Origin of the sequence: Leyella stercorea, assembly GCF_021531355.1 — a bacterium.
Lineage (GTDB): Bacteria > Bacteroidota > Bacteroidia > Bacteroidales > Bacteroidaceae > Prevotella.
The window spans coordinates 31,906-54,975 of the sequence record NZ_JADYTS010000008.1 but is presented as its reverse complement, the minus strand read 5'-3'; the positions used below and the strand labels follow the sequence as shown (position 1 = coordinate 54,975).

Annotated in this window: 16 protein-coding genes; 8 read left to right on the top strand and 8 right to left on the bottom strand. The window is 47.0% G+C overall.

Going from position 1 to position 23,070, the window contains the following annotated elements:
- Positions 1-210: 210 nt before the first annotated feature.
- Positions 211-2,712 (top strand): TonB-dependent receptor, encoded by a 2,502-nt coding sequence (locus tag I6E38_RS03860; RefSeq protein WP_235392772.1) that lies wholly within the window; start codon positions 211-213, stop codon positions 2,710-2,712.
- Between the two features lie 137 nt (positions 2,713-2,849).
- Positions 2,850-3,101 carry a type B 50S ribosomal protein L31 gene (locus tag I6E38_RS03855; RefSeq protein ID WP_235392771.1) on the top strand — a complete coding sequence of 84 codons (252 nt, stop codon included), beginning with the start codon at positions 2,850-2,852 and terminating at the stop codon, positions 3,099-3,101.
- A gap of 262 nt (positions 3,102-3,363) precedes the next feature.
- Here the strand turns inward: I6E38_RS03855 and I6E38_RS03850 are convergent, their stop codons facing one another.
- Positions 3,364-5,646, bottom strand: a complete 2,283-nt coding sequence (locus I6E38_RS03850; protein WP_303645738.1) for a GH92 family glycosyl hydrolase — start codon at positions 5,644-5,646, stop codon at positions 3,364-3,366.
- Between the two features lie 138 nt (positions 5,647-5,784).
- On the opposite strand from I6E38_RS03850, the gene porZ reads away from it, so the two are divergent.
- The 5 genes from porZ to I6E38_RS03825 are packed head-to-tail and all read left to right on the top strand — an operon-like array spanning position 5,785 to position 11,894.
- The gene (gene porZ, locus I6E38_RS03845) at positions 5,785-7,851 is read left to right on the top strand and encodes a type IX secretion system anionic LPS delivery protein PorZ (protein WP_235392770.1); all 2,067 of its coding nucleotides are present in this window, start codon (positions 5,785-5,787) and stop codon (positions 7,849-7,851) included.
- An 11-nt stretch (positions 7,852-7,862) separates the two neighbouring features.
- Positions 7,863-9,137: a hypothetical protein gene (locus tag I6E38_RS03840; RefSeq protein ID WP_235392769.1), complete on the top strand. Its 1,275-nt coding sequence runs from the start codon at positions 7,863-7,865 to the stop codon at positions 9,135-9,137.
- On the top strand, positions 9,134-10,042 hold the full coding sequence (locus I6E38_RS03835) for a glycosyltransferase family 2 protein (protein ID WP_235392768.1): 909 nt from the start codon (positions 9,134-9,136) through the stop codon (positions 10,040-10,042). The genes I6E38_RS03840 and I6E38_RS03835 overlap by 4 nt, the downstream gene beginning before the upstream one ends.
- 1 nt (position 10,043) lies before the next feature.
- On the top strand, positions 10,044-10,757 hold the full coding sequence (locus tag I6E38_RS03830) for a glycosyltransferase family 2 protein (RefSeq protein ID WP_235392767.1): 714 nt from the start codon (positions 10,044-10,046) through the stop codon (positions 10,755-10,757).
- Positions 10,758-10,781: 24 nt separating this feature from the next.
- Positions 10,782-11,894, top strand: a complete 1,113-nt coding sequence (locus I6E38_RS03825; protein ID WP_235392766.1) for a glycosyltransferase family 4 protein — start codon at positions 10,782-10,784, stop codon at positions 11,892-11,894.
- On the opposite strand, the gene I6E38_RS03820 is transcribed toward I6E38_RS03825, so the two are convergent.
- From I6E38_RS03820 to I6E38_RS03810, 3 genes are all read right to left on the bottom strand, one after another.
- Positions 11,848-12,984, bottom strand: a complete 1,137-nt coding sequence (locus I6E38_RS03820; RefSeq protein ID WP_235392765.1) for a hypothetical protein — start codon at positions 12,982-12,984, stop codon at positions 11,848-11,850. The genes I6E38_RS03825 and I6E38_RS03820 overlap by 47 nt on opposite strands.
- 121 nt (positions 12,985-13,105) lie before the next feature.
- Positions 13,106-14,215, bottom strand: coding sequence for a glycosyltransferase family protein (locus tag I6E38_RS03815; RefSeq protein ID WP_235392764.1), 1,110 nt, complete (start codon positions 14,213-14,215; stop codon positions 13,106-13,108).
- Positions 14,212-15,168, bottom strand: a complete 957-nt coding sequence (locus tag I6E38_RS03810) for a glycosyltransferase family 8 protein (protein WP_235392763.1) — start codon at positions 15,166-15,168, stop codon at positions 14,212-14,214. The genes I6E38_RS03815 and I6E38_RS03810 overlap by 4 nt, the downstream gene beginning before the upstream one ends.
- A 269-nt stretch (positions 15,169-15,437) precedes the next feature.
- Here I6E38_RS03810 and I6E38_RS03805 point away from each other — a divergent pair, with 269 nt between their 5' ends.
- Positions 15,438-16,448, top strand: a complete 1,011-nt coding sequence (locus I6E38_RS03805) for a class II fructose-bisphosphate aldolase (protein WP_235392762.1) — start codon at positions 15,438-15,440, stop codon at positions 16,446-16,448.
- 154 nt (positions 16,449-16,602) lie between these two features.
- Here I6E38_RS03805 and trxA read toward each other — a convergent pair whose 3' ends face one another.
- The 4 genes from trxA to I6E38_RS03785 form a co-directional block, all read right to left on the bottom strand.
- Positions 16,603-16,917, bottom strand: a complete 315-nt coding sequence (trxA, locus tag I6E38_RS03800; protein WP_235392761.1) for a thioredoxin — start codon at positions 16,915-16,917, stop codon at positions 16,603-16,605.
- Positions 16,918-17,008: 91 nt separating this feature from the next.
- A complete protein-coding gene (gene dnaE / locus I6E38_RS03795; RefSeq protein ID WP_235392760.1) occupies positions 17,009-20,749 on the bottom strand; it encodes a DNA polymerase III subunit alpha in 3,741 nt (1,246 codons plus the stop codon).
- A 42-nt stretch (positions 20,750-20,791) separates the two neighbouring features.
- A complete protein-coding gene (locus I6E38_RS03790) occupies positions 20,792-21,982 on the bottom strand; it encodes an ROK family transcriptional regulator (protein WP_235392759.1) in 1,191 nt (396 codons plus the stop codon).
- A gap of 31 nt (positions 21,983-22,013) precedes the next feature.
- A complete protein-coding gene (locus I6E38_RS03785) occupies positions 22,014-23,069 on the bottom strand; it encodes a M20 family metallo-hydrolase (protein ID WP_369681290.1) in 1,056 nt (351 codons plus the stop codon).
- Between the last annotated feature and the right edge of the window lies 1 nt (position 23,070).

Below are 23,070 nucleotides of genomic sequence, written 5' to 3'. Positions count from 1 at the left end.
GATTTTGAATTTTGAATTTTGAATTGGGCTGCTGTGCCTGCGATTTTGGATTTTGAATTTTGAATGGGGCAGCTCCGCTAATTGTTCTAAATGACGGAAAACAAAGGGGATAAGTCGAACGGAAGGTAAATATCGACCGAATTATTTTCGCAATTGGAATATAATGCCTTACTTTGTAAGGACAATAAAAACAAACTGAATAAAACAAACATGCAAAAGAAACTAAATATAGCACTGTTGGCTATGTGCTGCGCTCCTGCTTGGGCACAGACCTATACCGACTCGATTGGTCAGCACGGCAAACTTGATGTGGAGGCAGCCTATACCTTTGCCGAGCAGCAACTCGGACAGAATGCCGACATGCCACAAGGCGTTACGATGGTCAATTCTAAACGTAACGTGTTCGCATCGGAAGTGAGCTATCGCTTCGCACCGACCCATCTGCGATTCCGTGCTTACAATCCTATGTACAACGAGGTGTACATCAACGGCGTACTGATGAACAACGTTGAGACAGGACAATTCCGCTATCCTACCATAGGCGGCATAGGACTTCAAGGACTGTACTTCGACTCGTCGCTGCCTTTCGAATCGTTCGGCTATGGAATGACGGCTTTGGGCGGATCGAACAACTACAACTTCCGCGCAGCCGGCATGAAACGTGGCCACCATATAGAATGGACCGGTGCCAACCGCAACTATACTATGGGCGGAGCCTACTCGTATGCCTCGGGACTGAGCGCCAACGGATGGGCATTTGCAGGTACATTGTCTTACCGATGGGCTAAGCAGGGATATGTAGACGGCACACCGCTGAAGTCGCTATCGTACTATCTCAGCGTGCAGAAGATGTGGGGCGACACTCACTCATTGGCTTTCGCCACATGGGGCAGCCCCTCTAAGCGTGCTCAATATGGCGCATCTACAGATGAGGCTTTCCAACTCTCGGACGACCATCAGTACAATCCGTATTGGGGATACTACAACGACAAGAAGCGTAGTTCGCGTGTTGTGCGCGACTTTGCGCCTACAGCATTGCTGACATGGGACTGGAACATCAATGAAAAGACACGACTGAGCACGTCGCTTCAGGGACAATATGCTTGGTATCGCTGCACCCGATTGAACTACAACGGTGAGAATCCTTATGCCGACTCATGGCTGAAGATGCCAAGCTCGATATATAACGTGTGGAACCCGTCTGACCCTGCCAATACTGCCGATGCCAAGGCACGATGGGAGAAGGCATGCACGGAGTGGGCTGCCGATAAGTCAAACCGACAGCTTGACTGGGAGCGCATGTACTGGTTTAACGAGCAGGTGGCAACACAGGGCACCGATGCCATGTACTGGCTTGAGGCACGCCACAACGACAACCTCAACGTGTCGATAGCCTCTACTCTCGACAGGCGCCTTACGAACAAGAGCAGCTTGCGCGCCGGATTCAACTTAGCCACAAACAAGGGCATGCACTATCAGACTATAAACAGTCTGCTTGGTGCCACTCAGATGCACAACGTAAATACGTATGCCATAGCTCATTATCCGGCTGCTTCGGACAAGGTGCAATACGACCTCAACAACCGTGATGCCGTATTGGGTAAGGGCGACCGTATGGGCTACGACTACAACATACTGATGAACAAGGCTAAGGTGTGGGGCGCATATATTGAAGATTTCGGACCCTTGCACTACAGTCTCTCGGCACGCATGGGCTATCAGTCGATGCAGCGCGACGGCAAGATGCGCAACGGTATGGCTGCCGACAACTCATTCGGCAAGAGCCGTACAAAGGACTTCTTCGATGGCGGACTGAAGTTCGGATCGTCACTCGATATGGGATGCGGACATACGCTGACATTCGGTATGGGCTATGAGCAGCGCGCACCACAGGCTGCAGCTGTATTTGCTTCGCCTGAGGTGAACAACGAAATCGCTGTCAATCTGAAGAACGAGAAGCTATTCAGCACCGAGGTGGGCTATATGTACAACGGCTCGTGGCTGCATGCCAACATTAACGGCTACTACTCGTACGTGAAGGACGCTTCCGACTGGCAGAGCTTCTACATGGACAATACCAACGAACTGGTGTACAACTCAATAACCGGACTCAAGAAGAAGTATTACGGACTCGAGGCAGGACTGAAGTTTGACATCTGCAAGACTCTCGACATGAAGCTGGTAGGCACCATAAGCGAGGCACAGACAACCGACAATGCCCTCTCGCGCTACATGTTTGCATGCCACGGCACATACAACGACGACGTACTGCTCAGCAAGGACATGCACGAGGCTGGCACTCCGCTCACAGCGGCAAGCCTCGGTGTCAACTATCATCAGCGCGGATGGACTGTAGGCGTAGATTGCAACTACTATGACCGCATCTATCTCGACTACTCTACGTACAACCGTCTGCAGCAGATAGCTGACGGTGAGAGCCTCGACCAGGCAAAGGGTAAGGGCGGATTTATGCTCAACTGCTCAATAGGACGCACCGCACGTGTGATGGGCGGACTGCTCGACATCAACCTCAGCATAACCAACCTCACCAACAACCGCAACATCTGCACTGGCGGCTACGAGAGCAACTACGACGTGCGTCAGCCCAACACAGATGCAAGCGGAGCATCGCTGTATAACTTCGCAAAGAACCCGCGCAAGTTTTACGCATTCGGTACAAGCGGCATGCTGAATATCACGTACAGCTTCTAAATAGCTGAGACACTTGAAAGTAAACTGCAAAGAAATTTCGATAAAATTTGGCAGTGAGCAAAAAAACTCGTACCTTTGCAGCCGCTAATGCTTATATTAAGCGAATTTTTTATTAACAATATAACAATAAAATCAAAATGAAGAAGGGAATTCATCCAGAAAACTATCGCCCCGTCGTATTTAAGGATATGTCCAACGGCGATATGTTCCTTACAAAGTCTACATGCAAGACTACAGAGACAGTAGAATTTGAAGGCGAAACTTACCCGGTGGTAAAAGTCGAAATCTCAAGCACATCTCACCCGTTCTATACTGGTAAGAGCAAGCTCGTCGATACAGCCGGTCGCGTAGACAAGTTCATGAGCCGTTACGCTAAGGTTCGCAAGTAAGGAAAAGCGAGATTTTACATATAGACCTTTCGAAATAGACTCGTTCTATTTTCAGATAAAACAAATAAAGTGCGTTCAATCGTAGTTGCATATACGAGTTGAACGCACTTTTTTTGTGCCTTATTCATTCCAGTGTATTACATAAAATAATGTAGTCCTTTTGAAGTGCAAAAGGACTACATTTGAAGTGCAAACGTGCAACGTATGAAGTGCAAAAGAATTTCTTTTGAATGTTGAGGGTTCAAATTGCGGACAGTCCCATTTACTTAATCTTCGAGAACGAGTAGGGAGCGTCGCTCTCGGCAGTGCCGCGACTGTAGTTGGGAGTAGGCGACATGGTGTAGACGAACTGTGCACCCTGCATGAGATCAGTACGCTTGATGTAGTTCTTGGAGTAGGGCTGACCGTTGAGTGTAAGAGTGTTGACATAGCAATTGTCGTCGGTGTTGCCATTGGCCTTGATGCTGACTGTGCAACCATTCTCCAAATGCAGTGTCATCTCGTCGAAATAAGGTGCTCCGAGCACATATTCGCCAGCTCCCGGACATACAGGATAGAAGCCCATAGCCGAGAATACGTACCATGCCGAAGTCTGACCGTTGTCCTCGTCGCCGCAATAGCCGTCGGGATTGGCGTTGTACATGCGCTGCATGGTCTGGCGAATCCAGTACTGCGTCTTCCAGGGCTGACCAGAATAGCCATACAGATAAATCATGTGCTGGATGGGCTGGTTGCCGTGGGCGTAGTTGCCCATATTCATAATCTGCATCTCGCGTATCTCGTGTATAACGCTGCCGTAGTAAGAGTCGTCGAAGAGTGGCGGAACATTGAACACCGAGTCGAGCATGTTGTTGAATGTCTGCTTGCCACCCATCAGTTGGATGAGGCCAGCAGGGTCGTGGAATACCGACCATGTATAGTGCCATGCGTTGCCCTCGGTGAAGGCGTCGCCCCACTTAAGCGGCGAGAAAGGACTCTGGAACTTGCCGTTCTTCAGTCTGCCGCGCATCAGTTTGCTCTCGCTGTCGAACACGTTGCGATAGTTGAAGGCGCGCTTGCGGAACGGTTCCAGCTCCTTCTTCGACTTGCCCAGCGCCTTGCCGAACTCGTATATGCACCAGTCGTCGTAGGCATATTCAAGCGTACGCGCCACGTTCTCGTTAATCTTCACGTCGTACGGCACATAACCCAACTTGTTGTAATACTCATAACCAAGTCGGCCGGTAGAGCTGACCGTAGGATGTACGGCACTGGCACCATGCACTACAGCCTTCCACAGAGTCTCGGCATCGTAGTTCTTGAGTCCGCACAGATAGGCATCAGCCACTATCGAAGCCGAATTGTTGCCCACCATGCAGCCCCGATGGCCCGGCGAAGCCCATTCAGGCAGAAATCCACTCTCCTTATAGGCATTGACCAGACCAGCCTGCATCTTCTCGTTCATCGACGGATACATCACGTTGAGCAGAGGGAAGAGGCAGCGGAAGGTGTCCCAGAAGCCCGTATCGGTGAACATATATCCCGGCAACACCTCGCCGTTGTACGGACTGTAGTGTACGATTTCGCCCTTGGCGTTCTTCTCGTAGAACGAGCGTGGGAACAGTACCGAACGATACAGGCACGAATAGAATGTGCGCAGATGGTCGATGTCGTCCGATTTCACCTCGATACGACCCAGAATGTCGTTCCATGTATTGCGTCCGCGTGCCTTTACTTCGTCGAACGAGTCAGAGCCAAGCTCCTTCAGGTTCTCAATAGCCTGCTCCTCAGAGATGAACGACGACGCAATGCGCACGTTCACCTGCTCGCCACGGATAGTCTTGAAGCCCACGATGCCGCCGGCATGGTTGCATTCAGCCTTAATGTCAGCCGTATTGATATGTCCGTCGGCAACGGCGGCGGTATAGGTGAAGTCCTTGTCAAACTTCATCACAAAATAGTTCTTGAAGTTCTGCGGTACGCCACCCGAATTCTTTGTAGTATATCCCACAATCATGCGCTCCTTCGGCATGATCTTGACATACGAACCCTTGTCGAAAGCGTCAACTACAACATAGCTCTTGTTCTCGGGGAAGGTGATGCGCATGATGGCAGCGCGCTCTGTCGGAGCAAGCTCGGTCACCACGTCGTAGTCTGCCAGATATGCACGATAATAATAAGGTGTAGCCACCTCTGCCTTGTGTGAGAACCACGAAGCACGCTTCTCCTCGTCGAATATTGGAGTCTCGCCCGTCTCGGGCATGATGGTGAACTGGCCGTAGTCGTTGATCCACGGGCTTGGCTGATGAGTCTGCTTGAATCCGCGCAGCTTGTCGGCAGTATAGGTGTAGGTCCATCCGTCGCCCATCTTTCCGGTTTGCGGAGTCCAGAAGTTCATGCCCCACGGCATACAAACGGCAGGATAGGTATTGCCGGTAGAAATAGCATACGACGACTGTGTTCCGACAAGTGTGCTCACATAGTCTACAGGTTCGTAGTGGCGGCCCATAGCGGTGACGCACAACGCCAGCGCAATAAGCATAGAAAATAGATGTTTCTTGTTCATTATGGTTTATTTATTGTTTGTTTTAGTCATTTATGATGCAAAGTTAGGAATTTTTTGCGAAACTATAAATACAAAGGCAGTCCTCTAAGGCAATAAATAAGTCTTTTTAGAGTTTATAATATATAAAGACAACCGACAATGCGCAAAATCTTATTAATATTATTTATATATATATCAACCGTGTTTCATGCCTTCGCCTCGGCTGTGGGCACATGGCAGGTGTATCCCAGCTACGCCAACCTGACAGAGATATCGCCAGCCGGTGACGTGTGCTTCGGACTCGCTTCGGGCAGTCTGTTCGCCTACAACAATGCAACAGGCGAGATGACAGTCTTCAATAAGACCACAGGATTGGCAGGCATTGAAATCAACCATATAGCATGGTCGCAGCAGGCAAAGCGCCTCGTTGTGGCATACAGCGACGGCAACATCGACCTTGTGTCTACTGCAGGCGACATCACTAATGTGCCCGGACTCTATATGTCCGAAACCGTGAGCGACAAAGCCATCAATCATATCTATATCGACCGTCAATTTGCCTACATGTCGATTGGGGTTGGGGTGATGAAGCTTGATGCCAAGAAGGGTGTCATTGCCGATACATACCAGTTGGGTTTTGCCGTTGACCATTCATATGTCAAGGATGGCTATCTGTATGCGGTGTCGAAAGCACAAGGCACATGGCGCGGACTGCTCACCGACAACCTCCTCGACAAGAACCGATGGCAGCGTGTGGGTGGATATACTGCCTCCACCGACGACCGGCTGAACGTGCGCGATGCCTCCACCGGACTCTGGTGGACACGCAACGATGCCGGACTATTGGCTTGCTATACCCTTGCCGCTGACGGCACACGTACATACAAGACCGAGGGAGTGCTGCCCGACGGTCCCGCCTCCAACCATTTCTACCGCCTGTATATGCACGGGGGAAAGCTGTATAGTGTAGGGGGAAGATATTCGCAGGAATTCGAAGGTGGCTTCAAAGATGAAGTACATGTGTGGGATGGTGAAAAATGGAATGAGTTTGAGTCGGTCCCACCGCAGAGCCATAGTAATCAGGATTTTCTTTGTATGGACTTTGATCCGATGAAAGAAGGTCATGTGATGGTAGGTGCGAAAACTGGTGTATATGAATATCAGGATGGAAGATTTGTAAAATGCTACAATCGTGGCAACAGTCCTTTGCAGTCATGTGTTGACAATGACAACTATATTATAGCTTCAGGAGTCAAATACGACAAAGATGGAACATTGTTAGTGTTTAATTCTTCGGTTGAAAACTGCGTGTGGAGTATCAGCCGAGACAATGTTTGGACTGCTTTGCAGGTATCGGAAGATATAAACAATCTCTATGACAATTCTCTTGTAAGTCAGTTCTTTGGTAGCAACTCCAGCATTTTGTGGTTTGTCAACAACTATTACCAAGTTACACAATTGTACGGATACGATACACAGAAGCAGCAACTTGTCTATCACTTCGGTCCCACATATGTCAATGAAGACAATGCGAGTATAACACCTATATGGATAAACCAGATTGCAGAAGATAGGAATGGCAATATATGGATGGCTACATCTTCCGGTCCGTTGTATATAACTCCATCCGATTTGCAAACGGGTATATTCACTCAGCATAAAGTGGCGCGTAATGACGGTACCAACCTTGCCGATTACCTGCTGTCTGATATTGTGACTCGATGCATAGCAATTGATGGTGCTAACCGAAAATGGATAGGAACGTCATCTGGAGTGTTTCTTGTAAGTGATGATTGCAATGAATTGGTTCATCATTTTACTACCGACAACTCCCCATTGTTGTCAAATGTAGTGCTCGACGTATTGGTTGATCCTAATTCAAATGTCGTGTATTTTGCTACAGACAATGGATTGTGTTCGTATGCAAGCGATGCTACAGAACCTGTTGAGGCCATGGATAAGGACAATGTATATGCATATCCTAATCCAGTAACCCCAGATTATTCGGGACAAATAACAATTGTAGGATTGAGTGGTAATGCAGATGTGAAGATAGTAACGTCAAACGGAGCGCTCATCAATCAAGGTAGAAGCAACGGAGGCATGTATCGATGGAATGGATGTGATTTGAATGGACGCAAAGTGGCAAGTGGTATCTATATGGTTGAGACAGCTACTGCAGACGGAGGTAAAGGAGTGGTATGTAAAATCGCTATTGTTAAATAAAAGCAAGGACTATGAATCTTTTAAAGAAGACGGTAATATTATATGCATTGCTCGCATTATTATTCACTCTGTTGATTACGCTTTCAGCATGTTTGCCTAGTTCTACAATAAAGAAGAATGTGGCTGTGTCTGCTCAACAGATAAGCAATGAAGACTTGTGGTGGAAACCTATGGGCGTGTATCTGTTTCAGATAGATAATATGACCGACTGTCTGATGCTTGGCATATGTGCATGCGACAACCAGCCTTCGGCTGTAAATCGTGCCTTGCTTGCCGAACATCCAATGCCAAAGTCGGATGATATCACAACATCGTATAAACTGATTGATGAGATAACTTATCAATACGCTATTGGCAAAAACAAAGAAAAAATGATGTATGGAGCATATGCACGCTATTGGCATGGATATACAGTGTTGTTACGTCCATTGCTTTGTGTGTTCAACTATTGGCAAATAAGAATGATCAATTATATTCTGCTGTCATTGCTGGCAATGTTTACGGTGTTCTTGTTGTATCGTGAAGTAGGGGCTAAATTTGCGTTGACCTTTGCTGTGACGTTATTGATAAGCAATTTTATGATTGTGCCAATGGCATTGCAGTTCAGCACATGTTACTATATAGCATTTGGGGCGATTTGCTTGTTCCTTATGGGGTCACGATTTACAGAAACTGCGAAAGATCGCATACTTGTTTTCTTTCTGATAGGAGCAGTATGTTCATTTATGGATTTGCTGACGACACCAATCTTGACGCTTGGATTGCCAGTCGTTGCATTGTGTCTGAAATATAAGGATACGAAATTGCAGACTGCTATAAGCTATAGTGTATTCTGGTTGTTAGGATATGCTTCATTGTGGGTGACCAAATGGATTGTCACATGTGGCGTAACGGGCATGGATGTCATTAGCGATGCTATGGATGCAGTAAAGATAAGAGTAGGAGATAACATCTTCTTTGGAGGAGAAGAAATGCCAATGACAAGATTCTTTGATATTGTTATTGGCAAAATAGAGGCAATGGTCAGTCCTTATGTATTGTTGCTTGTATTGCTTGCAATAGTGTTGGCGGTAATATTAATGATATATAAGTATAGGTGTTTGTTGCAGCGTGAATCATGTATAGCATTTGTGGCATTGATGCCATTGCTTTGGTTTGTCGTGCTAAAGAACCATTCCATACAACACATATTCTTCACTTGGCGTGATTGGATATTGACGCTGTGGTGCGTAATGCTGTTGTTTTTAAAGTTTCAAGAGAATAACAAAGAACTTCAACGATTATGAAAATAGCTGTGCTTATACCATGTTATAACGAAGGACGGACGATTGCTAAAGTTGTCGAAGACTTCCGTACGGCTTTGCCAGATAGTAATGTGTATGTATATGACAATAATTCTACTGACAATACTGTTGAAGAGGCATGCCGTGTTGGTGCCATTGTGTGTCATGAGTGCCGACAAGGAAAGGGTAATGTGGTAAGAAGGATGTTGCGCGATATTGATGCTGACTGCTATCTGTTGGTTGATGGGGATGATACATATCCTGCTGAACATGCCAGGCAGATGTGTTGTCTTGTTGAAAAGGGGGCAGACTTGGTTGTCGGCGACCGGTTGACGAGTACATATTATAAAGAAAACAAGCGTATGTTTCATAACACCGGCAATCGATTGGTGCTCTTTCTTGTAAATCAAATATTCCATTCGAACTTACATGATATAATGACTGGTTATCGAGCCATGAGTTTTCAGTTTGCCAAGAATATGCCTATCGTGTCACGAGGATTTGAAATAGAAACAGAAATGACAATGCATGCTCTTGACAAGAACTATGTAATAGAGGAAATACCAGTTGCTTATCGTAACCGCTCTATGGGTAGTGTTTCCAAACTTAACACATTTACTGATGGCATAAAGGTAATTGGTACCGTGTTTAGAATGTTTCGTGACTACAAACCGTTCTTGTTTTTCAGTATATTAAGTGCTATAATGCTTTTGGCGGCAATAGCTTTGTTTGTTCCAGTGTTTGCAGAGTATCTTCACACAGGACTGGTCCCGAGGTTTCCGACACTAATTGTCAGCGGCTTTATGTTTATGGCTTCCTTGCTGACTTTCTTCTGTGGAGTTATCCTTGAAGTTGTTGCGCAGAAACATAGACAGTTGTACGAACTTGTCGTTAATAATAGAAAGTGACATGACAACAGTGTGTATAGCCACCTATAACGGTGAAAAATACATCGGCGAGCAACTTGCTTCCATTCTGCCGCAACTCTCAAGCGAAGACGAGGTGATAGTGAGTGATGACGGATCAACTGATGATACATTACGAGTGGTGCGTGGCTTTGCCGACAATCGCATCCGTGTTGTAGATGGGCCGCATCGTAATTCGCCTACGCTCAACTTCGAGAATGCGCTGCATCATGCTAAAGGAGAAGTTATATTTCTTGCCGATCAGGACGATGTTTGGACTACAGATAAGGTGAAGGTGTGTATGAAAGCATTGGAAAAGAGCGATTGCGTGGTGAGTGATGCTATTGTAACCGACGAGAAACTTAACGTCATGAATACGTCAATGTACAATATGCTTAATGTAAAACATGGCAGGCTGTACAATCTGTTATGTCATAATGGCTATTCCGGTTGCTGTATGGCATTCAAGCGTAAAGTATTAGAAAGAGCATTACCGTTTCCGAATGAAATTCCTATGCATGATATATGGATTGGCAATGTTGCAGCATTCTATTATTCTGTTACATTCGTAAGACATCAGCTCGTGAAGTTTCGCAGACATGATAATGTCGTGTCGTACAACGGTAAGGGCAGTGGATACTCTATAGTAAGAAGAATTTTAATCAGATTTAATACAATACGTGGTCTATTGCGATTAGCAGTTAGGCATGTGTTTTAATAATAAATATAACTGGTTGGTGCAATGAAACTATTGTATATTGTAGAAGACTTTGCTGAAAATGGTGGTGTAGAACGTATCGTTTCGCAAAAAGCGAACATATTTTCTTCACAATACAACCATGATGTAACGATAGTTTCTGTATACCGTGACAGTAGAAAAATTCAATATTCAATAAATGAAAATGTAAAATTCATTTCGCTTGACGTGCCTTTTGCTAATAAAGAGAAAGGTAAGTTTACAACATTTTATAGCCGTTTGTCTATATTTATTATTGCAATAAGGCGTTTAAATAGGGTTGTCAGTCTGGTAAATCCTGACATAATATTCTTCACTACAACACTTGGAGCATTGCTATTGCCATGGTGTCGCACGAAAGCGTATAAGGTATATGAGTCGCATACGGCAAGACGATTTACTCCTTTCAACCACTTCTTCTTCTTTACAGAGCTGAAAGCCGATGCTATAGTGTGCTTGACAGATGGGGATGCGAATGAATATAAGATAGCTCGTCGAGTTGAAGTAATTCCTAATTTTATAGACGAACCATTGTATAGTGTAAAGGATTATTCCGTTAGAAAAGCAATAGCTGTAGGACGATTGGAATGGGTTAAAGGATTTGACATACTCATTGACTGTTGGAAGGAATTAAAAAAAGAGCATCCCAACTGGCATCTTGACATATATGGAGAGGGAACGATGCGTGCTGAACTGCAATTACAAATAAACCGATTGGAGCTGCAAGATGATGTTAAGCTGTGTGGACGCAATGAGAATATAATGGATGTATATCCACACTACAGCCTGCATGTCATGCCTTCGCGTTATGAAGGTCAAGGCATTGCGCTTATTGAAGCTCAAGCATGCGCATTACCATCTGTTGTGACCGACTATATATATGGTGCTTCTGACATAGTGACAAGTCGATTTAACGGAATACTTGTTCGGCAGGGTGATAAGGAGGCTATGGTAAATGCCATTCTTGAAATGATGGATTCGGAAAAACTACGTCAGGAATATGGCAATAACGCCCGTATTGTTGCACAGAAATATGCAAAGGATAATATAATATGCAAATGGGTGAAACTCATTAGCAGCCTGCAATCAACAAACGCACCATCTTGTATAACACCATAAATGTATTGCCGAATTCGGAATCTCGGAAAAGTCCAAGAGTGCTTTGACCAGTATGTTCAACAGTACCGATAAAAAGCACTATAGCTAAAATCTTTAACCGAGTTGGTGGAACTATGCGGTTCATTGTTGTTAGAACTCTTTCTGACATATTGCGATACCACAGCGGCAGCAGCTTCGTACACGATTCTGTATCCAGACAGAAGAATACTATATAAGCAGATATGGATGCATATACACAGGTTCGGGTGAAATCAGTCGAAAGAACCGTAAACATCGGTATTTGACACAACATCAAGAATGACAGTAGTGCAAAATAGTTGGTACTTTCTTGCGGCGAGACGCACGAATTAGTATATTGCGATGTGGCGTTGGCTCCATAATAAAGCGTAACCAATATACTACCGATGCCGCCGATTATTGTAGGCAAATGGTTGAGGACAGCAAAGAAGTTGTAATGTAGATGCATGCGCATTACACTTATGTTGTCAAGGGTGAAAAACTCAATGACGCTGGGATAGTCGGCATAAGGTTTTATGCTATGCATTATGGCTGCATACACTTCGGCATTGCCCGAATATTTCAGACATAGCAAGAAGGCTGCAAACGATGGGAGCCAACAAAGCAATGACCTGGTTATTTTGTTTGTTTTCAAGAATGTCAATAGCGAAACTATCGGCAGACCGTAGAATGCATAAGGTTCATGTGATAATATTGCAATTACGGTAAGTGCATTGGCAAGCACCAGCCAAAGCCGAAAATCCATTTTTGTCCACGACTTTACAATTATAAGCAGAATGCACAGTTCGATGAAATCACGACGGAAAATGCATATTCCGAATATTCCTACTCCTCCTACCAAGAACGATACGCATAACAATCCTAATAAATAGCCCCTGCGCTTGAATCCGTTCACCATAAACATTACTATCGTCAAATAGGCGACAAGGCATACCAGCAATGCTGTATGCAGCGGATTGAAACCTAATCCGTGCAGCCGATACAGCATTTCGCCCATTAAACCACGGCGTACAAAACCACCTTGATAGTTGATGAATACATCAGAAAAACAATAATACTGAAAATTATACACATAATTATATATTGCAGCAATAAGCAATATTACGGCATAAAAAAGAGACCAGCAATTAAAGAATTTGATGCTCTTTATTGTATTCAGCACTTTGTCTTTCATACGTAAATGACAGTAGATGTTATAACGAGCGGTACAGTCTTTCGTACTGCTCTGCCACACGGCGGTAGTCGTGGTGTTTTCTTGTGAATTCAATGCTCTGGCGCGACATCTGTTGAAGCTTTCCTTTGGTGAAGAAGGCACACTCAATGGCTGCTTCGTTCTCGCTGTCGCTGATGTCGGGGCGTACATTTATTATTGGGCGCATTTTGGATTCGCCTATAAAATTGTAATAATCGTCTTCACCTCCACCTATGACAACTGTGCCTCGGGCCATTGCTGCGAGCGAGTTCATAGAGGGAGTGTAGCTGTATAGCTGGTCGACAAGCACGTCTGCCTCGTCGAGCATGTGCATATATTCATCATAAGGCACGCCCTCGACATACTTAATCTCTATTTTGCCTGGGTGGCGTAGGGCTACAGATTCTACGAAAGAGGCTATGCGCTTGGCACCCTTCAGGTAGTCGCGCTTGGGCTGTATGCCTACAAGTACTTTTATAGTGCGCCCCATTCCCTTGATTCTTGCGCTTGACTCGTGAGGAATCTCCATCGGTAGCGGAATGTAATGCAGCCGTTTGGTAAACTGTGGCGTATTGTAACAGAGCCAATACTCGTACAGGCAAGCCACAAGAGCGTCTGAATTGTATGCCACATCGTGCCAGCAACGTATGAATTGCGGGCGTGTGTGCTCGAATATGCGTTGTCGGTTGGCTTCCATATTCTGTGGCTTATTGTTCCAATAGGTATCGGAATAGGCTGGAACTCCTGCCGCTTGTCGCTCGAACAGAAACGGGTCGTCGGCGAAACAACCTTTTATTATGCGTCTGTTGGTGAGCTTCAAGAACCAGAACATGATTCTGTTCCATCCGCCTAATAATGGCACAAATGTGTAGTTGTGTAGTTGTACAATATCGTTGCCGCAAACTTTAGATATATTGTAGAAAATGTTCCATAGCACTTTCAGTCCGCTCAATTTGCCCCAACGCATATTACGGCGCAGGTCGATGTCGCGCGGTGAGTCGTGCCAGTCGTTGCCGTCGGACATCAGAGTGACATTATGGCCCCGTTCAGTGAGTCCTTTCTTAAGTGTGTTGTGCAACATGCTCGACTCGCCTACCAACAATATCTTCATAGTCTTATGTATTTGTTTTCGTCAATGTATTCTTGCGGGCGCATTCCGAGTGCCACAACAGTTATTACAGCCATTTTCTCTAAACAATATTTTAGTGTCCACCATTTCCGCTCTTTTACATCACGCCACGGTGTCATGGCACGGTAGTGTTCAAATTCAGGCTTCATAGGATGACGGCAGTTGCTGAACCATGGCTTAGGCAGCCCCGTGAAGTGTATGATAGCGGGATGTTGCTGGCCGTAAAGCATTTGACTTTCAAACTCCCATGACACAACTGAGTGGCGTATGTCAAACCAATACTCGTTGAGCATGTTGTATCTTAAGGGCAGCACAATCTTGCAGTCACGGAAAACGTAGTTCAGAATGTCCTGGTCGTGGCAATATAGAGAGTCGGGGCGTGCTGAAGCGTATTGGCAGAAGGCATCAGCCACATTGTTGTCACGCCAATAATCCAGGTTGATGAGTAGCACTCCGGCGTTGAAGTAGCCCATTGGCTGCGGATAATGCAGACGGTTGTAATGCTCGATCTTGTTGTTATAGCTGTCGGGCACGGCTGCTATTGCCTTGTCGTGCATGTCGGTAGCCCACAATTCGTTGAGGCTGTCCGTGACGATTATGTCGCCGTCGAGATACAATACACGGTTGATGTCGTCAGGCAGCAGCTCGCTTAGTAAGAGCCGATAGTATGTAGCATACGACGTGCCAACATGAGTGTTCTGCCCGTCACGGCCTATTGGAAAGGCGCTGAAAAGAGTCTCGTCAACATGGCAGAACGTTATCTTCTGCCCGTAATCGCTTGCTATTCGCTCAATCAGCGTGATGCTGTTGCTGTCGATGCCGTTGTGCAGCACATGCACACGAATGTCAGCCTCGCGGTTGTTCTCGAACAGCGAGGTGAGCATTATTCCGGTCTGCATGACGTAGCAGCAGTCGGTAGAGCATACGATATCCATACTTATTGCCATATACATTATTATATAATCATAACGCACATTGCTTGTTAATATTGTGTTGTCCGGCTGTACAAAGTCAGGCGTATGCCGTACGGACGGTTAGCATACTAATACTTTTGTAAAGTAAATATTACAAAATCAGAAAGTAATGATACAGTAAGGTAAAGGAAACATAAAAAAACGTTTCGATGCTTTGTCGTGACAAATTAAAATGTTAACTTTGCAGATGTAAAAAGATTACACGTTTTTTATAAAACAAATAAACAATTATGGTAAACTACAAAGAATTGGGCTTGGTGAACACACGTGATATGTTCGCAAGAGCCATCAAGGGTGGTTATGCAATCCCTGCATTCAACTTCAACAACCTCGAGCAGCTTCAGGCTATCATCAAGGCTTCTTCAGAGCTGAAGTCGCCGGTTATCCTCCAGGTATCTAAGGGTGCACGCAACTATGCTAACGAGACTCTTCTCCGCTACATGGCTGAGGGTGCTGTAGAGTACGCTAAGGAGCTTGGCTGCAAGCATCCTGAGATTGTTCTTCACCTTGACCACGGTGACAGCTTCGAGCTTTGCAAGAGCTGTGTAGACCTTGGCTTCTCTTCAGTAATGATCGACGGTTCTGCTCTTCCTTACGAGGAGAACATCGCTCTTACAAAGAAGGTTGTAGAGTACGCTCATCAGTTCGACGTAACTGTAGAGGGTGAGCTCGGTGTATTGGCTGGTGTAGAGGATGAGGTTTCTTCAGACGTATGCCACTATACAAAGCCTGAGGAGGTTATCGACTTCACAAGCCGCACTGGTGTTGACTCATTGGCTATCTCTATCGGTACTTCACACGGTGCTTACAAGTTCACTCCGGAGCAGTGCACACGCGACCCGAAGACTGGCAAGCTCGTTCCTCCTCCATTGGCATTCGATGTTCTCGACGAGATCATGCAGAAGCTCCCTGGATTCCCAATCGTTCTCCACGGTTCTTCTTCTGTACCACAGGAGTATGTTGACATGATCAACGAGTACGGTGGCAAGTTGCCTGACGCTGTTGGTATTCCTGAGGAGCAGCTCCGCAAGGCTTCTGCTTCTGCAGTTTGCAAGATCAACATCGACTCTGACTCTCGTCTGGCATTCACAGCTGCTGTTCGCAAGGTATTCCATGACAAACCAGGTGAGTTCGACCCACGTAAGTACTGCGGTCCTGCTCGCGATCTCATGGAGCAGATGTACAAGCACAAGATCATTGACGTGCTCGGTTCTGACGGCAAGCTCGCTCAGCTCGACTAATAATATTGCGGCTTAAAGCCCAAATATAAAAAAAGACGCGCCCGAAACCAAACGGTTTCGGGCGCGTTTGCTTTAATGCTAAATATACAAAAAAAAGGTGTGCTATAACTGAATAGCACACCTTTTTTAGGGATGTAATATAGTTCGTTATAGCTTACAGAAGCTCGTCGAACTTTGCCTTAAGGTCGCCCTCGGTGATGGCACCTACGTGCTTGCCTACGAGTTCGCCGCCCTTGAAGAACAGCAGAGTAGGAATGTTACGTACGCGGTATTCAGCAGCTACGTCGTCGTTCTCCTCAACATCGCACTTGCCTACTACAATCTTGCCATCGTATTCCTCAGCGAGCTTAGAAACGATAGGGGCAATCATACGGCATGGTCCGCACCATGTAGCCCAAAGGTCAACTACCAACGGCAGTTCGCCGCTCTTGTACTGCTCAATGTTCTCGGTTGTAATCTTTACTTCCATTGTCTTTTGATTTTAATATTGGTGTTAATGAATAATTAATATCAAAGTCTGTGCCAAATATCTTTGGCTATTTCTTGCATCTTGCCTTCGGCTAATTGATGGCGTAGCGCACGCTGTGCAATTCGCCCGACTGCTTGTCCATGTCGTCAAGGAAGTTGAGCAGACGCTTGTTGACATCGACCGTCACTTTGCTGCTGTACATCTCGATGTTGGTGTTGTGCTCAGAGTCGTGAATGTTGAAGTAGAGCGGCACCTGGCCTTTATTGTTTTGCAACATAGTCTGTAGGTCAGTGATACTGGCATCCTTGAATATTGTGGAGTCGATGTAGATAGTGAGCTTGTCTATCGACTTGTCCTTCACGTCGCTCAGGAACTCTATCTTCTTTATTACCAAGTCGTAGGCATCGGGATTGTTGCGGAAACGTTGCTGACACTTTGCCGTGATGTACACAGGATATTCCTCCTGCAGCATACTCTGCCATTTTGTCCACTCTTCGCCGAACAATGCTATTTCGCCTGCGCCCTCAAAGTCTTCGATTGTCACTATTCCGAAGGGTTTGTTGGTCTTGGTCCAGCGTGATGACACGGCTGTAACGATGCCTCCGAACGTGAGTTCTTCATATCGGGCAAGGTCTTTCTTGTCCATTTCTCGTCCCACCTGCGGACACTTGAGGTTGCACATATGGTTGAGCACTACGGCATAGTCGTCGAGCGGATGTGCTGACAGGTATATGCCAACGAGTTCGCGCTCCTTCTTGAGCAGCTCCATTGTGCTCCAAGGTTCGCAATTTGGCACTGGCGGAGTGGTTATCTCTATGCCACCCATATCGCCGAACAGCGAGTTCTGCATCGACGATTGCTCGGTCTGATACACCTGGCCGTAGCGCAGAATGGTCTCTATAAAGGTGTCGCCCTTGACGTTCTGGGCGAAGTATTGCTCGCGCTTGATGCCGAATGAGTCAAATCCGCCGCTCAGAGCAAGCGATTCAAGTGCCTTACGGTTTACAGCTGAGAGGTTGACTCTTTGTACAAAGTCGAATATATCTTTATATGGTCCGTTCTTTTCGCGTTCGGCTATGATGTTGACAGCTGCTGCATCGCCCATACCCTTGATTGCCGACAGTCCGAAGCGTACCTCGCCCTTCTTGTTGGCTGAGAACTTTCGCTGACTCTCGTTTACGTCTGGTCCGAGACATGGTATTCCCATTGCCTGACATTCCGACATGAGCTTCGTAATCTTCGTGATGTCGTTGATGCATCGGCTCATGTTGCCTGCCATGAATTCGGCAGGGTAGTGCGCCTTGAGGTAAGCCGTCTGATATGCCACCCATGAGTAGCATGTGGCGTGCGACTTGTTGAATGCGTATGATGCGAACTTCTCCCAGTCGGCCCAAATCTTCTCGAGTACCTTAGGGTCATGACCGTTCTTCTGACCGCCTTCGATGAACTTAGGCTTCATTGCGTCAACGATTGCCTTCTTCTTCTTACCCATTGCCTTACGCAGGGCGTCTGATTCGCCTCGGGTGAAGTTGGCAAGCTGGCGCGAGAGGAGCATCACCTGCTCCTGATAGACAGTAATGCCGTAGGTGTCCTTGAGGTACTTCTCCATGCAGGGGATGTCGTACTTAATCTCCTCTTTACCGTTCTTACGGGCGATGAACGACGGGATGTAGTCCATAGGTCCCGGGCGGTAGAGGGCATTCATGGCGATGAGGTCCTCGAAAACCGTAGGCTTCAGCTCGCGCAGATACTTCTGCATACCTGCCGACTCAAACTGGAACGTACCGATTGTGCGGCCCTCCTGATAGAGTTTGTATGTTAGTTCGTCGTCGATAGGAATCGTGTCCAGGTCGACGGTGATGCCGTGTGTCAGTCGGATATTCTCCACTGTCTCCTTCATAATTGACAGTGTGGAGAGTCCGAGGAAGTCCATCTTGATGAGACCTGTTTCCTCAATGACGTGTCCGTCGTATTGTGTAGCAAGAAGTTTGTGGCCTGGGTCGGACTTGTCTTCGGCTGTTGACACTGGCACCCAATCCGAAATTGCGTCGCGACATATAATCGTTCCGCAGGCATGAATACCCGTTCCGCGCACCGTTCCCTCAAGCATCTTGGCGTATTTGATGGTGTTTGCCATCTGAGGATTGGCGCTTGCTTCGGCTTCGCGCAGCTCTGGTACGCACTTGATTGCGTTGGGCAGATTCATCTTCAGTCCATCTGGCAGCTTGTCTGGAATGGCTTTGCACAGGCGGTTGCTTATATCGAGCGGCAATTTCTCCACACGTGCCACGTCCTTGATAGAGTTTTTCGTGGCCATGGTACCGTAGGTGATGATGTGTGCAACCTTGTCGTGTCCGTATTTGTCCTCAACCCATTCAAGCACCTTGCCTCGTCCGTCGTCGTCGAAGTCGGTATCGATATCGGGGAGGGAAATACGGTCGGGGTTAAGGAATCGTTCGAAAAGCAGGTCGTACTTGATTGGGTCAATCTTGGTAATACCCAAGCAATAGGCAACAACCGATCCGGCTGCTGAACCACGTCCAGGACCTACCATAACGCCAAGTTCGTCACGTGCAGAGTTGATGAAATCCTGCACGATAAGGAAGTAGCCGGGGAAGCCCATGGTCTTCATAATGTGCAATTCGAATTTCACACGCTCGTAAACTTCGTCGGGTATCGGGTCGCCATACAACTTCTTGGCACCGTCGTAGGCGAGTTTTGCCAGATAGTCGGCTTCAAACTTGATACGATAGAGCTTATCCAGTCCGCCAAGTTTCTTGATTTTCTTCTCGGCTTCTTCGTGCGACATGATTTCGTTGCCGTTCTCGTCGGTTGTAAACTCGCGGAACAGCTCTTCGGGTGTGATGCGTTTACGCGTTTCTTCCTCGCTACCGAATTCGGCAGGAATGGGGAAGAAAGGCATAATGGGCGCATGGTCGATGGAGTAGAACTCCACCTTGTCCAATATTTCAAGTGTATTGGAAAGTGCTTCGGGCACATCGGCGAAGATGTCGTTCATCTCTTCGCGCGTCTTGAACCACTCCTGCTTGGAGTAGAGCATACGGTTGGGGTCGTCAAGGTCTTTGCCGGTAGCCAGACACAGCAGGTGGTCGTGGGCTTCGGCATTGTCCTGATCGACAAAGTGGCAGTCGTTGGTGCAAACAAGCTTTATGCCATACTCCTTCGACAGTTCAATCAATTCTTTGTTGGCGCGCTGCTGTAGTGGGAAAGTCTCGCGGTTGGCACGTTGATGCGGGTCCTTCACCTCGTGACGTTGAAGTTCCAGATAATAGTCGTCGCCAAACACGCGCTTATACCACTCAATAGCCTCGCGTGCTCCTTTTATGTCGCCTTTAAGAATCTTGGCTGGCACTTCGCCGGCTATACAGGCCGAGCACACGATAAGGTCTTCGTGATATCGCTCCAAGTCCTCGCGGTCGGTACGAGGACGCATATAATATCCATCCACCCATGCACGTGACACCAGCTTGATGAGGTTTTTGTAGCCGTTATAGTTCTTTGCGAGCACGATGAGGTGGTAGCCGCCCATGTCGCCGCGTTCTTTCTCGCGGTCGCATTTGCGTCGGTGAGCCACATACATCTCGCATCCGAATATCGGCTTGAAGGGTTCTTTGCCCTCGTCCTTCAGCTTGCCGTTTATCTTGTTGCAATAGTTGAACAATTCCTTCACTCCGAACATATTGCCGTGGTCGGTTATGGCCATGCCGCGCATGCCGTTGGCTACCGCTTTGTCCACAAGTTTCTGTACGGGCGACTGTCCGTCGAGAATGGAGTAATATGTATGTACGTGTAGGTGAATGAAATCTTCCATGTTATTTTGATATTATCGTCGGCGGCATTTTTCGTCGGCTCTTTATCCCAGCACTATTTTTCGTGCCAGCAGGCATGCTCCTATTATGCCTCCGCGTTCGTTGAGTTTTGACAGGCATAGGCGGGTGTCCTTGTTGACAAGGTTGAGTGTGTACTTGCGCACCGACGCATTGACAGCCTGCTGAAGGAAAATGCCGGTACGTGCCAGTATACCGCCTATTACCACCAGTTCGGGATTGAATACATTGATGAGGTTGGCTACGGTTTCGCCTATTGCGTATCCTATTCTTTCCACAACGTCAATGCACAGTGGGTCTTCGGCATTGACGGCATCGATGATGTCTTCGAGAGTGAAGTCGTTGCCTTTGGTTTGGGTCAATGACGACGATTCGCCTGCCTTAATGCGCTCTTTCACTATACGGTAGAGAGCTCGTCCCGAAGCCTCGGTTTCAAGACATCCCTTCTTGCCGCAGTGGCACAGTATCTCGTTGTTGTACAAGTGCATGTGTCCTATCTCGCCAGCGAATCCTGAGCGACCTGTGTACAGTTCGCCATTGATGATAATGCCGAGTCCTAATCCCCAACTTGCATTGACGAAGAGTACATCTCGTTCACCATTGACATTGCCTACCATATATTCTCCAAAGGCATAGGCACGTGTGTCGTTCTCGATGCTTGTCGGATAATTAAGCTTTTCGGAGAAGAGCGTTGTCAGTGGCTGTTCGGTGAAGTTGTATATTGTGTGGCTGTATCCGCTCTTGGCGTTGACACGTCCGGCAATGCTGAACAGTACGTTGAGTACCTTGTCCTTGTTAACCCCCGACTTGTCGATAAACAGCTTTACGAGTTCGCACAGTTCCTCAATCGACTCCATAGTGTTGTCGATGCGGCATGGCTTGTCGTTCTCGATATCCACGAGGTCGCCTCTGAAGTTTATCATTCCAAGGTTGACAAATCCTTCCTTTATCTCAACGCCAACAAAATAGCCCGAGTCAGGATTCAGTCCGTATAGCGTAGGATGGCGTCCCTCACCGGTTTCCTGCTTGCCATACTCGTTGATGTATCCCACATTGAGCAGTTCGCCCAACGCTTTGGTAACGGTGGGTACGCTAAGATTTACTTCTTTGGCCAACTCCTGTATAGTAGAGTTGCCGTTAGCAACGAAATAGTTGAGTATGCCTTTCTTGCACTGTCCACTTTTGCTTTCGTTGTCTATCTTGAAATTATTCAGCATAATAGATTGCGGGATTTTATATTATTGGAATTCAGATATCTTTTCTATCGAGTAGTTTTACATACGTGTTTATTGCATCGTTAATCTCGTCAATGCGTATATATTCATTGGCTGAGTGCGATCGTGCCGAGTCTCCTGGACCAAGTTTCAGCGACGGCCATGGCATGAGTGCCTGGTCGCTCAGTGTTGGCGACCCGAACGGAGTCTTGTCCATGTCGGTCAGACGCTTTACGAGCGGATGATCGGTAGGGATGTGCGACGAGTGCAGGCGGTACGACCGTGCCTTGCAGTCGCTATGTATGTTCTTGGCTACAAACTCGCACACCTCTTCGTTGGTATAGAGTTCGTTTGTGCGCACGTCGACAATTATATGGCATTCGTCAGGCACTACATTGTGCTGTGTGCCTGCATTTATGACTGTGGCGTTCATTATGGTAGGGCCGAGTAGTGGGCTTACACGTTCGAATTTATAGTCGCGAATCCACACAAGGTCGTCGAGCGCAGCATACAGGGCATTGATGCCTTCGCCACGTGCTGCATGTCCGCTCTTGCCGTGTGCTGTGATGTCGAGCACCATCAGGCCCTTTTCGGCTATAGCTGGTTGCATGCCGGTAGGTTCGCCTACGATGGCCACGTCGATGTGTGGCAACAGTGGTATGGCGCGGCTTATGCCGTCCTTGCCCGATACTTCTTCTTCAGCCGATGCAAGATATACTATATTGTATCGTTGTTCATGCTCACACAGTATGCGCATTGCTTGCAATAGCGATACAAGTCCGCCTCCACAGTCGTTGCTGCCCAATCCGTAGAGTGTGCCGTCTTCGATAGTTGGCTCAAACGGGTCGCGAGTCCACGAACTTACCGGTCTTACGGTGTCGATATGAGCGTTGAGCAGCAGGGTAGGCTTGTTGTCGTCAAACCATGGCGACATAGTCCAAACGTTGTTAGCCTCGCGCCACGTCTTCATGCCGAGACTTTCGATATATCCCTGCATGATGTCTGCTGCGTCTTTCTCGTCGCGATTTACTGACGGAGTTTTTATGAGTTTTTGCAGCAGTGTTATGGCTTCGTTTGTATAATTGCTCATA

Excerpts from the sequence above, each read along its gene's own strand:
- I6E38_RS03860 (WP_235392772.1), top strand. The coding sequence starts at position 211 with ATGCAAAAGAAACTAAATATAGCACTGTTGGCTATGTGCTGCGCTCCT.
- I6E38_RS03855 (WP_235392771.1), top strand. The coding sequence starts at position 2,850 with ATGAAGAAGGGAATTCATCCAGAAAACTATCGCCCCGTCGTATTTAAG.
- I6E38_RS03850 (WP_303645738.1), bottom strand. The coding sequence starts at position 5,646 with ATGAACAAGAAACATCTATTTTCTATGCTTATTGCGCTGGCGTTGTGC.
- porZ (WP_235392770.1), top strand. The coding sequence starts at position 5,785 with ATGCGCAAAATCTTATTAATATTATTTATATATATATCAACCGTGTTT.
- I6E38_RS03840 (WP_235392769.1), top strand. The coding sequence starts at position 7,863 with ATGAATCTTTTAAAGAAGACGGTAATATTATATGCATTGCTCGCATTA.
- I6E38_RS03835 (WP_235392768.1), top strand. The coding sequence starts at position 9,134 with ATGAAAATAGCTGTGCTTATACCATGTTATAACGAAGGACGGACGATT.
- I6E38_RS03830 (WP_235392767.1), top strand. The coding sequence starts at position 10,044 with ATGACAACAGTGTGTATAGCCACCTATAACGGTGAAAAATACATCGGC.
- I6E38_RS03825 (WP_235392766.1), top strand. The coding sequence starts at position 10,782 with ATGAAACTATTGTATATTGTAGAAGACTTTGCTGAAAATGGTGGTGTA.
- I6E38_RS03815 (WP_235392764.1), bottom strand. The coding sequence starts at position 14,215 with ATGAAGATATTGTTGGTAGGCGAGTCGAGCATGTTGCACAACACACTT.
- I6E38_RS03810 (WP_235392763.1), bottom strand. The coding sequence starts at position 15,168 with ATGGATATCGTATGCTCTACCGACTGCTGCTACGTCATGCAGACCGGA.
- I6E38_RS03805 (WP_235392762.1), top strand. The coding sequence starts at position 15,438 with ATGGTAAACTACAAAGAATTGGGCTTGGTGAACACACGTGATATGTTC.
- trxA (WP_235392761.1), bottom strand. The coding sequence starts at position 16,917 with ATGGAAGTAAAGATTACAACCGAGAACATTGAGCAGTACAAGAGCGGC.
- dnaE (WP_235392760.1), bottom strand. The coding sequence starts at position 20,749 with ATGGAAGATTTCATTCACCTACACGTACATACATATTACTCCATTCTC.
- I6E38_RS03790 (WP_235392759.1), bottom strand. The coding sequence starts at position 21,982 with ATGCTGAATAATTTCAAGATAGACAACGAAAGCAAAAGTGGACAGTGC.
- I6E38_RS03785 (WP_369681290.1), bottom strand. The coding sequence starts at position 23,069 with ATGAGCAATTATACAAACGAAGCCATAACACTGCTGCAAAAACTCATA.